Origin of the sequence: Mariniblastus fucicola, from assembly GCF_008087665.1 — a bacterium.
Taxonomy (GTDB): Bacteria; Planctomycetota; Planctomycetia; order Pirellulales; family Pirellulaceae; genus Mariniblastus; species Mariniblastus fucicola.
This window is the reverse complement of sequence record NZ_CP042912.1, coordinates 2998281-3011457: the sequence shown is the minus strand read 5'-3', so window position 1 is coordinate 3011457 and position 13177 is coordinate 2998281. Positions and strand designations below refer to the sequence as shown.

Annotated in this window: 10 protein-coding genes; 6 read left to right on the top strand and 4 right to left on the bottom strand. The window is 53.6% G+C overall.

All coding sequences use genetic code 11. From position 1 onward, the window contains the following. Positions 1-37: 37 nt before the first annotated feature. Both MFFC18_RS11095 and MFFC18_RS11090 read right to left on the bottom strand, forming a co-directional pair. Positions 38-580 carry a methylated-DNA--[protein]-cysteine S-methyltransferase gene (locus MFFC18_RS11095; RefSeq protein ID WP_202907596.1) on the bottom strand — a complete coding sequence of 181 codons (543 nt, stop codon included), beginning with the start codon at positions 578-580 and terminating at the stop codon, positions 38-40. A gap of 185 nt (positions 581-765) precedes the next feature. After that, positions 766-1824 carry a ThuA domain-containing protein gene (locus tag MFFC18_RS11090; protein WP_084417439.1) on the bottom strand — a complete coding sequence of 353 codons (1059 nt, stop codon included), beginning with the start codon at positions 1822-1824 and terminating at the stop codon, positions 766-768. Positions 1825-2005: 181 nt separating this feature from the next. Between MFFC18_RS11090 and MFFC18_RS11085 the strand changes: the two genes are divergently transcribed. Then, positions 2006-2821 carry a hypothetical protein gene (locus tag MFFC18_RS11085; protein WP_075086483.1) on the top strand — a complete coding sequence of 272 codons (816 nt, stop codon included), beginning with the start codon at positions 2006-2008 and terminating at the stop codon, positions 2819-2821. Positions 2822-3307: 486 nt separating this feature from the next. Next, on the top strand, positions 3308-3877 hold the full coding sequence (locus MFFC18_RS11080; protein ID WP_075086484.1) for a response regulator: 570 nt from the start codon (positions 3308-3310) through the stop codon (positions 3875-3877). Between the two features lie 81 nt (positions 3878-3958). On the opposite strand, the gene MFFC18_RS11075 is transcribed toward MFFC18_RS11080, so the two are convergent. Beyond that, positions 3959-4444: a GNAT family N-acetyltransferase gene (locus MFFC18_RS11075; RefSeq protein WP_075086485.1), complete on the bottom strand. Its 486-nt coding sequence runs from the start codon at positions 4442-4444 to the stop codon at positions 3959-3961. A gap of 74 nt (positions 4445-4518) precedes the next feature. Here MFFC18_RS11075 and radC point away from each other — a divergent pair, with 74 nt between their 5' ends. From radC to MFFC18_RS11055, 4 genes are all read left to right on the top strand, one after another. Then, positions 4519-5478, top strand: a complete 960-nt coding sequence (gene radC, locus MFFC18_RS11070; protein WP_084417441.1) for a RadC family protein — start codon at positions 4519-4521, stop codon at positions 5476-5478. Positions 5479-5770: 292 nt separating this feature from the next. Next, complete coding sequence (locus tag MFFC18_RS11065; RefSeq protein ID WP_075086486.1) at positions 5771-7519, top strand: SulP family inorganic anion transporter; 1749 nt, start codon at positions 5771-5773, stop codon at positions 7517-7519. Between the two features lie 184 nt (positions 7520-7703). Next, positions 7704-9770: a S46 family peptidase gene (locus MFFC18_RS11060; RefSeq protein WP_075086555.1), complete on the top strand. Its 2067-nt coding sequence runs from the start codon at positions 7704-7706 to the stop codon at positions 9768-9770. A gap of 306 nt (positions 9771-10076) precedes the next feature. Then, positions 10077-11630 (top strand): AAA family ATPase, encoded by a 1554-nt coding sequence (locus MFFC18_RS11055; RefSeq protein WP_261340540.1) that lies wholly within the window; start codon positions 10077-10079, stop codon positions 11628-11630. Here the strand turns inward: MFFC18_RS11055 and aroA are convergent, their stop codons facing one another. Beyond that, positions 11631-12941, bottom strand: a complete 1311-nt coding sequence (gene aroA, locus MFFC18_RS11050; RefSeq protein WP_075086488.1) for a 3-phosphoshikimate 1-carboxyvinyltransferase — start codon at positions 12939-12941, stop codon at positions 11631-11633. Positions 12942-13177 lie beyond the last annotated feature (236 nt).

Sequence of the window (13177 nt, the reverse complement as noted above, 5' to 3'; positions counted from 1 at the left end):
ATGACTGGTGATGTTTTGGTCGCTATCGGCCTGACCATCAATCAATCTCATGCCCCTCAATCTGCAAAAGCAGACGTTTGGTCCCGACGCCTCGAGCGGAAGTGAATCCACCGATGCCGTTGCTGCTGAGCACTCGATGGCAGGGGACGATGATCGGAAAACGATTCTTTCGCATTACCGTACCAACAGCCCTCGCGGCTCCAGGATGCCCGACTCGGTTGGCAAGTTCGCCGTACGATGCGGTCTCACCAAACCCGAGGTTCCGAACGGCAGTGACGACTTTACGTTGAAAGTCTGTCAGTTCGTCGTCGTCGACGTCGATGTCGTCAAAGCAAAATGCAGATTTCGATTTCGAGATGGCCGCGCCATGAGTAAGGCCTTTGGCGATTCGGCGGATCAACTTTTTCTCCCAGCCGTTCGGTTCGTCCGGTCCAACTCGATGCTCCCGGAACGCCATCGCAGCGTCCAGCATCGAGGCAAAACCGATTCGAACGCGATGAATGACGCGATCACAGTGCATCACGCCAACCCAACCGATGTCAGTTTCGAACACGACCAACCGAAACTCTGATTCACTCATGCTGGAATCCTTTTTTGCGATACAGCTGACTTCCACGGCAGACGTCGATGGGCTGTGCAGTTTGCACACCGCGACAACGCCTCGCTCAACAATGCACGAACAATGCACGAACAATGCACGAACAATGCACGAACAATGCACGAACAATGCACAAAACAATGCGCAAAACCGAAACGCCTGGCGAACTACTTTGCCGCTTTCGTTTTCAACTCGAAGGCAGTCTTCGATTCAGCTTTGTCCGTGGGAAAATTTTCCGGCACTTCAGTCAAAGTAACTTGCCCTGTCGCCGCCCATTCGGTTCCACGCAGCAACACAGTACGGTAGCCAACGCACTCCATGGAATAGTCAGCGTGCCCCATCGGCGTGTGAAAAATGCGGCCTTTCTTATAGTCCAAAACCATGATCATTGGCTCATGACGACCGGTGCCTTTGTACTTCGGATCTGAATAGGACGTCGCAAGAATCGTCATGTTTTCAGCCGGCCCACGTAGCTTGTCGTAGAGTTCATCTTGCGCGTGCAACCAGGATGTCGGCAAGCCTTTCATGATTGGATGTTCCGTATTTCGAGCCACGACTTGAAAGAGGTGCTGCGGTCCGTGACTGCCACCGTTGCCTTTACTCTTGTCGCGAATTTCTTCGCCATCATCATTGAGATAGACATAGGGTCCGCTGGATTCGTTTCGTCCGCCCCAACCGCCGAGCCCGATCATCAAGTTAAACTCTTTCCAGTCACCCCAGGAATTGTCGGCCGCGTGAACAACCACCAGCCCGCCACCTTCCGCCATATACTTTTCGAAATTGGCTTTCGTTTCCTCGGGCCACGGCGCTGCGTTGTAGCCAAAATTCGAAAGCACGACGTCGTAGGATGCGAAATCAGGTTTGAAGTTTGGATCCGCCTTCGGCTTTGGCAGATTCTTGTACTCCTTGCCATCACCCAACGGAAATTCCTGCGCCAATTTCCCTTTCCAGATCGTCGCCGTCCGGGCAACGTCCACGGTAAACTTGCCGGATTCTTCCAGGTACTGCTTCATCATGATCGTGGTCTTGGGCCAGTGAGCATGATTGTTCTGGCCGTCAACGATCAACACCTTGATCTTTTCCGCTTCGCCCTGTTGGCCAGCTTTCGTTTCCGTTTTAACTGCTTGCTGAGCCGAGCAATCGACTGCGAAAGCTGCCAGAGTCAGGCACGCGCAACAGAGCGACGTGAAAGAGAAACCAGCTGCGAATCGTTTGGTCAACGACATTTGAACCTCAAGAATGAATTTAGTTTGATGCGGCAACGCTCAAGTATAAGCTTTGCCTGACTCAGAAACAGGCTTTTCACAGATCATAATTCTAACGCTCACACCCTTTTTCGCCGGGCGAAAGAATGTAACAATTTGCGAGCCGGAACTTTGGTCACAAATTATTGGAATTGGAGTTGAGATGTTCGCCTTCCGCATTTTTATCGTGCTCGTTTTTGCCAGCGCGGTCACGCCTTCCGTCGAAGCCCAACTGTTTCGGTTTCGGGCAAACGCAAACTATGACGCTCGCGGCTACGCGAAACCTCAGTACGGATATCCGTCAGGTTACGACGCGGACGCTTACCGGTACACGCAGGTGCAACCGCGAGCCACTTACGTTCCGTCGCAGCGATACGCAATGCAGGCTCAAACGCCTCCGTGCTACCGAAATCAAAACGGCACGACTTACGCCCAACAGGCTGCGCAACAACAGCAACAGCAGAATCAGCAGCGGACCGCGTCGGCGAACCCCAATCAGGCTGCCTCGCAAACGCAAGTCGTCGTTGTCACCTATCGCGATCCGTATTCCGGGCGGTTGTACCAACGGCAGTATCGGGTTCCACAACCTCAGGCGCCGGCGAATCGGGAAGACTCGACCAGCCTGGCGGCAAACAAAGCTGACAACGACAAAGATGCTCCAACGACGCCGATATCGACTGCGAATCAAATCGGAGTTTCCACGCCTGGAGAGTCATTGCTTTTGAACGCGGGGAAAGTCGCTACGACATCGTTCGAGAGCCCGGCTTCGGCTGATGAATCTGGCGTTGAATATTCTATTTTGAGCACGCCAGACTCAGGCTCGGAATCGAACGCTGCTTCGAATTCGGTGCAGGAAACGGCGCTGCCGATCCTTGAACTTCCAGAATCGACGCCAGATCCTGAATCGCCTGAGTTGGAAATCACAGGGGATGATCTTAATCTTGACCTGCCGCCGCTAGAATCAGACGGCTCCAACTAGGCACTGTTTGGTAAATGTGAGCGGCAAGGCGCTAGCCGCCGTTCCGTTGCGATTTTTAACGGCGGCTACTGACTTGCCGCTCATGTTTGGCCGCGTTGATGACATGAAAGTCAATTTGTTAAACAGTGCCTGGGCTGATGGTCAAAGCTGGTCGCATGAGTCATCGTCGCACGTCAATTTCCTCCGCATGAAGATCTTTGCTTCGACTGAATAATTCAGAATCGAGTTTCCAAGCCTGTCACTCTCGGCAGGTTTTTTTCGTGCCCAAACGGAAACTCTCAGGGGTTCAAAGACTGATTTTGCCAACGCTCGCAAACATAACTCGATCGATCATTGAACTGTTTTCAATCCCACCAAGCAGCTTACAGACGGCCTTTAAACGAGGGGAAACCCTTAAAGCGAAGATGACGCTTGTGCTTTCGACGTGACCTATGTTCTCAGTAGCCCGAGCACTGTTTTGAACTTCCACGCGAACGAGACGGCCCTATGGAAACCAACATCGCTACTGAAGAACTGCCAACACGAAACAAATACGCCGCCGCCGAGATATTCGTGATCGACGACGAGCAACTGGTTGTTGATACGCTGACCTACTTTCTGCGATCGGCTGGATTTGAAAACGTCCATGGTTTCTGTGACTCGTCCGAAGCGATTTCGCAAATCCGGTTCACGCGCCCCGACGTCGTGTTTACAGACATTCGGATGCCGGGACTCGACGGCAACATGATCACAAAGATGGTAAGAAGTTTTCCGCATCTCTATAGCGTCCCAATTATCGCGATCACGGCCGATCCAAACTTCGACGTCTCAAAATCGATTATCAGTGCCGGTGCAGAATCCGTTCTGATAAAACCGGTCTCGCGCGAAATTCTGATTCAACGTGCCGTTCAGGCAATCGACAACGCCATCAGTAAAGAAGCCACCTACGACAAACCGGACGTCGAATATTTGGTGTCTGAAGAGGAAGCGAAAACGATGAGTATTCGGCCGCAAGCGTACCGTGACGAGTCTGCGGTTGAGCGCCGAATTCGACGTCGCAGTCGCTTTCGCGAATAACAAACAGGTAAAAGTCAGCCAGCCGATACTCAACGATCAGCAGCGACGCGACTTAAATGCCAGCAGCGCTACGCGCTAAAATCAGCTCAACTTCTTCTGCCAAAACTGAGCCGGTCCCCCAGCTTCAGATAGCTGATAGGGCTCGAAGCCAAACTTGCCATAAGAGTTTTTGGCAATCAGATTCTCAGCCAAGACCTCAAGCGTCAGCTTGCAGCACCCCAGCTTTTCAGCCTCTTTTTCGACAAACGCCAACAGTTGATGAGACAATCCGCGACCGCGGAAGTCTGAGTGCACGGCAAGGTCATGAATGTTGATCAACGGCTTGGCCGCGAACGTTGAAAACCCTTCGATGTAGTTCACCAACCCCGCAGGCTGGCCATCGACATAGGCAATCGCCGCATTGAACGAGCTTTGCTTTTGCAATTCTTCTACCAGCGTATCACGAACAACCGGGCCCAGCGGTTTCCCGCCTCCCATCGGATCACAGGCGTACTGGTCCATCAACATCAGGAATTGTTGGGACTGCTCGGAATCGTTGAAGTCAACATTTTGAATCTCTACTGACATGTCCCGGTTTCTGACTGATACAATTTCGTGTGGTGAATGGGAAGTTGACCAGAATCAGAATCCACTCGCAAATCATGTCGAAGCGAAAAACGAAAAAAGAGCGATCCGGCCGTTACGAAAACATCATTCAGAGCATCGCAAACCTTGACTCATTTGACTTGCCGTCTGCAAGAGATCGCTGCGACGATCGACCGTTTTTTGTCACGCGCGTCGTGAACGAACTGGTCAAGGACGGCTGGTTGTTAAAGGAACCGTCAAAATCGACGACGAACCCGGATCAGTTTCTTTGGAACGAAGGCAGAGGCAAGTTCGATTTCAGGAAATGGATCGACCACCGAGTTAACGGAACCCGGATCAAGGCGACGCCAGAACAGGAACGGCCCAGAGAACGCTTGATGGAACGCGGGGCCTCTTCGCTGACTGAATCGCAGTTGTTGGCAATCCTGATACGCTCAGGTCGTCCGGGTGAGTCTGCCGTGATGGGCGGCGAAAAACTTGCCCGCGCTTTCAATACGCGATTGAGCGATTTGCCAGACGCCAGCCCCAGCGAACTGAAGGACATCAGCGTCGCGATTTCAAAAACAGCCTACTGCCAAATCATGGCCGGCATAGAACTTGGGCGCAGAATTGCATCGATCGCCGGCGATAAAGTCCTGCACAAAATTCACGGCAGCCACGATGCGATCGAGTATTGTCAACGCAGGTTTTCACGGTTGATCGAAGACGCCAAACAGGAGGAATTTCATGTCGTGACACTCGATACCAAGAACCAGGTGATCGACACGCATCAGGTTACCGTCGGAACGTTGGACGCCAGCCTTGTTCATCCTCGCGAAGTCTTTCGGGTGGCGATCAAGGACGCCGCGTCATCGGTGATTCTGGTTCACAACCATCCTTCGGGGGATCCGACGCCCAGCCGAGAAGACCACGAGGTCACCAATCGGTTGACGGAGTCCGGCAAACTTCTGGGGATCGATGTGCTGGACCACATCGTGCTCGGCCAACCGACTTCGGTCAGCATCCGGGAATGTTAGGCCAGTCGGTCCGTTAGCTTCGGCACAATTGCGTTTTCCACCCAGCGTTGTGTAACTTTCTATGAACCGTCATAACCGGTCACGTTTTGCCGGATCGTTGACCACCGTTAAGATATCGAGCCAACCAGCACCTAAAGGGGCAGAATTCACCCGCTGCTGCGATTTGATCGACGTTTTATGCAGCGAAACTGCCTTTATGGTGAACCACACCGCCGTTGACCAATGGTGTTCGCGGAGTATAGTTCGCCACTGCTTTGTGTGGCGCCGCGAATTTACCACGAACTGCGAACGAATGCTTAACTTCTTCCGCCAGCGAACTGGCAATTTCAAAAGCGACCTGCTTTCAGGTCTTACCGTAGCCCTTGCTCTCGTACCCGAGGCGATTGCGTTTGCGTTTGTCGCTGGAGTATCGCCGCTGGTCGGTTTGTACTCGGCGTTCTTTATCGGTTTGCTGACCGCCATCTTTGGAGGCCGCCCGGGCATGATCTCCGGAGCAACCGGAGCGATGGCTGTTGTGATCGGTGGCGCTGCGTCGCTGGTTGCGATCCATGGAGTCGAATACCTGTTCCCGACTGTGATCCTATGCGGCATCCTGCAAATTGTGATCGGCGTCGCGAGACTTGGGAAGCTGATTCGAATGGTGCCGCACTCGGTTATGCTCGGCTTCGTCAACGGGTTGGCGATCGTGATCGGATTGGCTCAACTCGGAAGCTTCAAAGCTCTCGCCGAAGACGGTTCGCTTTCGTTCCTGCAAGGTCCTCCGCTTTATTGGATGCTGGGCCTGGTCGCGTTGACCATGGCGATTATCTGGCTGCTGCCAAAAGTAACCCAGGCGGTCCCTGCATCGCTGGCCGCGATCCTGACGGTCACTCTGATTTCAGTCGCCGTCAACCAGAGCTATCAAACAGAAGACAATAAAGAGAACGTGTTGGCGACCGTTGGCGACATGCTGGCGACGAATTCCAAAGCAGAAGAAATCAAGGAATTAAAAGGCGTCGATGCTCACGGCCACGCGATGGTCGCGAAAGAAGGCGAAGAAGTTTCCGCCTGGAGCAAGATGAATGAAAGCGAACAGGCGACCGCGATCGGTGCGATTCTCGATGCAGAGTCCGACACCGGAATCGCCGGCGGACTTCCAACGCTGTACTTTTTGGACACTGAGAAACAGGCACCGCTGAACCTCGAGACGTTGAGGATCATCTTTCCTTTCGCGATCGTGCTTTGTGGCGTTGGACTGATTGAATCCCTGATGACGCTGACTCTGATCGATGAAATCACAGAAACCCGCGGCCAGGGAAATCGCGAATGCGTTGGCCAGGGTATCGCCAATGTCGTTTGTGGACTGTTCGGAGGCATGGGCGGATGTGCCATGATCGGGCAGTCGCTGATCAATGTGAACTCCGGCGGACGCGGCAGACTTTCCGGTATCACGGCTGCTGTGAGCCTGTTGATTTTCGTGCTGTTTTTAGCCCCGTGGATCGAGCAAATTCCGATGGCGGCTCTCGTGGGTGTGATGTTCATGGTTGTGATTGGAACGTTTGAATGGGCATCGCTGAAGATGTTCAAACGGATGCCGATGTCCGACGTGTTCGTGATGATTTTTGTCGCTGGGTACACTGTTTTCATGCACGACCTTGCCTCAGCCGTAATTCTGGGCGTTATTATTTCGGCGTTGGTTTTCGCCTGGCAACACGCCACGCATATCGGGGCCGACATCAAGTACAACCAGTACGGCAGCAAAATCTATCAGCTGCACGGCCCATTGTTCTTCGCTTCGGTTTCGTCCTTCAAGGACATGTTCAAAGTCGCAGATGATCCGGATGACGTCGTCATCGATTTCTACTACTCACGCGTTTACGACCAGTCCGGTCTCGAAGCGATCAACACGCTGGCGGAAAAGTATCAGTCGGAAGGCAAGCGACTGCATTTGACGCATCTGAGCCCCGAATGTCAGGAACTGCTGGACAAAGCTGGCGACCTTGTGGAGATCAATGTTTCCGAAGATCCGCAGTACCACGTTGCTACCGACCGGTTGGGTTAGGCGACGCAGTTAGCACGGAAATTGCCCTGCCCCGCACGGCGTGACGCTTTGAAAAACTCTGGCTGGACGGTCTGAAAATCTCGACCGTTTCCCTGTGGGACTTAACAAACCCCTGGCTGCCGATCAAAATGTGAGCTCGCCGATTCACCCGAATCGGAAACGTTCACTTTCGGAGCCAACCAAGATGTTCGCAATATTCAAACGTTGTTGCCTGCTCAGCCTGCTTGTGGCTGGCCTGTGCAACAGCACTCTTTCTCAAGCCAATGCTGACGAAGGCATGTGGCTGTTTAACGACCTGCCGACGGAACACCTGAAGTCCAAATACGGATTCGAGCCGACCGAAGAATGGTCTGACAAGCTGATGAAGTCCTGTGTTCGTTTCAACGTGGGCGGATCGGCGTCTTTCGTTTCCAGCAACGGCCTGGTGCTTACCAATCATCACGTCGCGTTCGACACGCTTTCAAAGCTTAGCGACAAAGACAACAACTACGCCAAAGACGGTTTTCTGGCGAAGTCCATGGCAGACGAACTCAAAGCCCCGGACCTTGAGCTGAATCAGCTAATCAAGATCACGGACGTCACCGACAAGGTCAACGAGGCGATCAGTTCCGACATGGCGCCCGGCGATGCGGCGAAGGCTCGACGAGCACGGATTGGAGAGATCGAATCGGCGGCGAAAGAAGAATCCGGTTTGCGTTCCGATGTTGTAACCTTGTACGGCGGAGGCAAGTACCACCTTTACCAATACAAAAAGTACACGGACGTTCGATTGGTGTGGGCGCCGGAAGCCTCCATCGCTTTCTTCGGCGGTGATGCGGATAACTTTGAATACCCTCGCTTCAACCTCGATGCGACGATCTTTCGAGTCTACGAAGACGACAAGCCCGCGAAAATTGAGCACTTTTTGAAATGGTCGGAAGACGGTCCTGCGGAAAACGAACTGGTTTTTGTTGCCGGAAACCCGGGCCGGACCAGTCGCATTTTCACCACCGCGGCTTTGAAGTATCAACGCGATGTTCGCATGCCGTACATTTTGGACTTCATTCGCCGACGCGAAGTTCTGCTGCAACAGTTTGGACTTGGCGGTCCCGAGATGGAGCGAATCGCGAAAGACCAGTTGTTCGGATTCCAGAACTCTCGCAAAGCATACATGGGCATGCTGCAAGGCTTGCAGGATCCGGCGATGATGGCCAACGCGGTCGCGGCTGAGCAGAAATTGCTCGAGAAAGTTAGCTCGACCGAAGAGCTCAAAGAGTACGCCTCGGCGTGGGAGAAGATTGCGGACGTTCAGAAACGCAAAGCGAAAAAGCAGGGCCAGGGGGTCCTGATCAATTCCCGAATGTTCTCGATCGCTCAGGAACTGGTGCAGATGGCGACCGAAGACCTGAAGCCATCGAACGAACGGCTTGCCGAGTTCCAGGATTCGGGGCGTGAGTCGCTGGAGCAGCAACTCTTTTCTTCGGCTCCGATTTACAAGGAACTTCAGCAGGCGATTCTTGCAGACGAAATTGCTCGCATGTGCGAAATCCGCGGCGCCGACGATGAGCTTTGTCAAACGGTGCTTGCGGGCAAAAACCCGAACGATCGAGCGTCCGAATTGATCTTCAATTCAAAGCTCGATGATCCGGAAGTTCGTCAGCAGATTGCTGCCGGTGGTATCGACGCGATCAAGAACTCGGACGATCCGCTGATCAAGTTGGCTGTGGCCGTTGACGACAAAGTTCGTGCAGACCGAAAGGATTCTGAGGAACTGGGCGAAATCGAAAAACAGGCTTACGCGCAGATCTCGCAAGTCATGTTCGCGGCCAACGGAACTTCAGTGTATCCCGACGCGACTTTCACATTGCGACTGGCGTTCGGTCCGGTGATTGGGTACGAGGAAAAAGGGAAATCAATTCCAGCTTTCACGGACATCAACGGAACATTTGCTCACGAAGAAAGTCACAGCGGTCAGAAAGATTTCGATCTGCCAGAGTCGTGGACTTCGGCTCGTGACAAGATTCCTGGCGGCACGCGGATGAACTTTGTTTGCACCACGGACATCATCGGAGGAAACTCGGGATCTCCAGTTGTGAACAAGGATCTCGAACTGGTCGGATTGATCTTCGATGGGAATATTCAGTCTCTGATCGCCGACTACGCCTACACGGACAAGCAAGGCCGATCGGTAAGCGTTCACTCGAATGCGATTCGTGAATCCTTGCGTTACGTTTACGATGCCGAGTTCCTCGCAGATCAGCTTGGTAAATAACTGGCGCCTAAATCTTCACTGAATTTGTTCGCAGAAAGGCCCGGGCAATCGCCGGGCCTTTTTTATGCGCCGCCGAACCGTCCGGGTCATGCACTGCCGAACCGTCCGTGCCAGTCTTCGATCGCGAGACTTTAAAGTTTTTCTTCTCAGCGTCGCTGCCGGATCAAACTGCGCGATTTACCTGAACCTGCGGCAATTTCCGCCAACTTTCGTTTCGAAATCGGCTTCCGTTGTCCCTATGCGCTAGACTTTGCTGTATCCGTCTGCTCGAACGGAATCCGGAACGACTATCGAATCGAATGTACCATGAGTAACGCCACCAACCTGCCATCCGACCAGTCTGGCGAAGTAAGCATCGATGCGATGCTCGATCGAATCAACCGAATGGCTGCAGGCGAAACCGTTCCGCCGATGCCTCCCGCTCCGGAACCGGCAGCAACGCGACCACCAGCGGCAGCACCCGCCCCGATGGCGGATCCGGGTTCTCCTGCAGCACCGCCGTCTCCATTGCCACCCGCCACGCCGCAACTGGTCACGGCACCGCCTCCACCGGCGGAAGTCGCCGCGGCGAGTGGGTCATCGGGATCGAACGACAACAACACTTTCATTCCGCCAGAGCCGTTGACACTCCTGGATTTGCGAGTTTCGGAATCTCTCATCGAAGAGATCGCTTGCAAGTACCTGCTGGCAAAAGGCGAAGCCTCGATGCGTCAAATCAGCGAGCAAATGGGTGTGCCTTTCAGTGTGATCGAAACCATCGTTACACGGCTCAAGAACGAACAGTATCTTGGCTATATCAATCAGGCTGCGATGAACGACTACGTTTGCCGTCTGACTGAGCGAGGCCGCGCGTTGGCGAAAGACTATGCTGGTGCTTGTACCTACTTCGGAACGGTTCCCGTATCTTTCGACGACTACGTCAACAGCGTCACGGCTCAAACAATCAACGACCAGAGCCCCAGTCAGGAGGATCTAGACAGAGCATTTTCAGACTTGCTGATTGATCCGACAATGATGATTCGACTCGGGCCCGCCGTGAACAGCGGCCGCGGCATGTTCCTGTTCGGATTTCCCGGCAACGGTAAAACGAGCATCGCAGAGCGAATCACCGAAGCGTTCGGAAAGTACGTCTGGATTCCCCGAGCCATCAGCATGGACCGCGATATTGTACGCGTGTTCGACCCGATGAATCACGACGAATGTCCTCCCGAAAAGAGCGAAGACATTCTGGAACAGGTCCGCTATGACCGACGCTGGGTTCGCATTCGGCGGCCGACGATCGTGGTCGGCGGCGAGCTTAAAATGGAACACCTGGAACTTCAGTACAATGCAGAAACCGGGATCAGTGAAGCACCTGTTCAGATCAAAAGCAACACTGGGCTGTTGCTGATCGATGACTTTGGACGTCAGCAAATGACCGTTGATGAGCTGTTGAATCGCTGGATCGTTCCGCTGGAAAAACGCTACGATTTCCTCAACACGAGCAACGGCAAGAAAGTCCAGGTGCCTTTCGATCAGTTGGTTGTTTTCTCGACCAACCTCGAACCCAAAGACCTGGTCGACGATGCTTTCTTGCGTCGTATTCCGTACAAGATCGAAGTCCCCAATCCGTCGATCGAGAACTTTGTCAAACTGTTCGAGATCATGTGCGTGAAGGTGTTCAAGATTCAGTACAAACCGGAGATGGTCAAGTTTCTGCTGGAGAAGCACTACCTGCCGACGAATCGACCGCTGCGAAACTGTCATCCGCGTGACCTGTTGTTGCAAGTCAAGAACTACTGCCGATTCCTGAAACGACCGTTCGAGCTATCGGAAGAAGCACTCGATTTCGCGTGCGACAACTACTTCTCGATCATGTAGCTAAACGCCAGACGTTTCGGGGCCGGCGACGAATCGCTCGAGATCCTCGAAAAACTCTGGATAGGTCTTGGAAACGCAGCCCGGATTTTCAATATTGATTCCGGGCTGACGCAAACCGATCAGTGCAAAGCTCATCGCCATCCGGTGGTCGTCGTAAGTATCGAATGTCGCGCCGTTCATCGCCGCAGGGTGAATCGTCAAACCGTCTTCCCGTTCGTCGACGGTGACCCCAAGTTTTCGCAGCTCGATCGCGAGGTTGCCGATTCGATCGGTTTCTTTGACTCGATTGTGAGCCACGTTGCGAATGTTGGTCGGGCCGTCCACGAAAAGAGCCACCGAAGTGAGTGTCTGGACCGTGTCGCTGATGTTCGCCATGTCGACATCGATCCCATGTTTCGCTTTACCGGAAACGCGAATCGAATCCTCCTGAACTTGAATTTCGCAGCCCATCTGCTCAAGACACTGCACGAAACCAACGTCGCCTTGCAGTGAGTTCTTCCCCAACCCCAGCACCGTTGTTTCGCCACCGATGATCGCCGGGATCGCGAAAAAGTAACTGGCGGCTGACGCGTCGGGTTCGATTGCATAGTCGCAGCCCGAATAGGAACTTTCGCCGCGAATCAAAAACGCAGTCGGTATTCCGTCCTGTTCTTCAATGTCGACTTTTACGCCAAACGATTTCATCACGGCCGTTGTCATCGCGACATAAGGCAGCGACACGAGATGGCCTTCGATCTGGATCCTGAGATCCTGCTTCAACAGCGGCGCCGCCATCAACAGCCCGCTCAAATATTGGCTCGACAAGTGGCCGGCGACGGAGATCGATTTCGCGCTCTCACCACAAGGCTGAATCACGACCGGAGGACAGCCTCCCGGAGAAATCGCTTCGACTTTGGATCCGAATTGCTGCAACGCTTCAACCAACGGACCAATCGGTCGTTGCCGCATTCGTTCAACGCCATCGAGCCGATAGTCGCCACCGGCGAGGCCCAGCATCGCTGTAAGAAAGCGGACTGAGGTTCCACTGTTTCCGATCGAAAGCTCCGCCTTTGAGTTCGGAATTCGTCCGCCCTGCCCTTCGATCACGACTGTATGTGCATCAGGATCGTGTTGAAAAGAGAATCCCAGCCTGGTCAGCGAATCCAACATGACGCGTGTGTCGTCGCTATCGAGGACGCCGGTGAGCGTGGAGGTTCCGTTGGCGAGCGCGGCACAAATCAGTGCGCGATTGGTGATGCTCTTGGACCCTGGCGGACGAATTTGGCCGTTTACCGGGCCGTCGACAGGCCGGATCGATTTCGTTGGGAGCATGTTTCAGGCAGTCGTTCGCGGATCCTGCAGTTGAGGACGCCGTTGTGAGAGAGCGGAGTTTGAATCGCCCAATCGTAAGCGAACTGCAACGCAAATTGAAGCCGAGGTCAGACGCCTTCGTAGATCACAGGAACTAACCGACAAGTTGAGAAAATCCGAAACTCACAGGACCACACCCGGCCCCGTTGTTCATCAATTTGGAGCTTGCTGGCTTTCACAAACCAAACGGTGCATGA

Excerpts from the sequence above, each read along its gene's own strand:
- MFFC18_RS11090 (WP_084417439.1), bottom strand. The coding sequence starts at position 1,824 with ATGTCGTTGACCAAACGATTCGCAGCTGGTTTCTCTTTCACGTCGCTC.
- MFFC18_RS11060 (WP_075086555.1), top strand. The coding sequence starts at position 7,704 with ATGTTCGCAATATTCAAACGTTGTTGCCTGCTCAGCCTGCTTGTGGCT.
- MFFC18_RS11085 (WP_075086483.1), top strand. The coding sequence starts at position 2,006 with ATGTTCGCCTTCCGCATTTTTATCGTGCTCGTTTTTGCCAGCGCGGTC.
- MFFC18_RS11075 (WP_075086485.1), bottom strand. The coding sequence starts at position 4,444 with ATGTCAGTAGAGATTCAAAATGTTGACTTCAACGATTCCGAGCAGTCC.
- MFFC18_RS11095 (WP_202907596.1), bottom strand. The coding sequence starts at position 580 with ATGAGTGAATCAGAGTTTCGGTTGGTCGTGTTCGAAACTGACATCGGT.
- MFFC18_RS11080 (WP_075086484.1), top strand. The coding sequence starts at position 3,308 with ATGGAAACCAACATCGCTACTGAAGAACTGCCAACACGAAACAAATAC.
- MFFC18_RS11055 (WP_261340540.1), top strand. The coding sequence starts at position 10,077 with ATGAGTAACGCCACCAACCTGCCATCCGACCAGTCTGGCGAAGTAAGC.
- MFFC18_RS11065 (WP_075086486.1), top strand. The coding sequence starts at position 5,771 with ATGCTTAACTTCTTCCGCCAGCGAACTGGCAATTTCAAAAGCGACCTG.
- aroA (WP_075086488.1), bottom strand. The coding sequence starts at position 12,941 with ATGCTCCCAACGAAATCGATCCGGCCTGTCGACGGCCCGGTAAACGGC.
- radC (WP_084417441.1), top strand. The coding sequence starts at position 4,519 with ATGTCGAAGCGAAAAACGAAAAAAGAGCGATCCGGCCGTTACGAAAAC.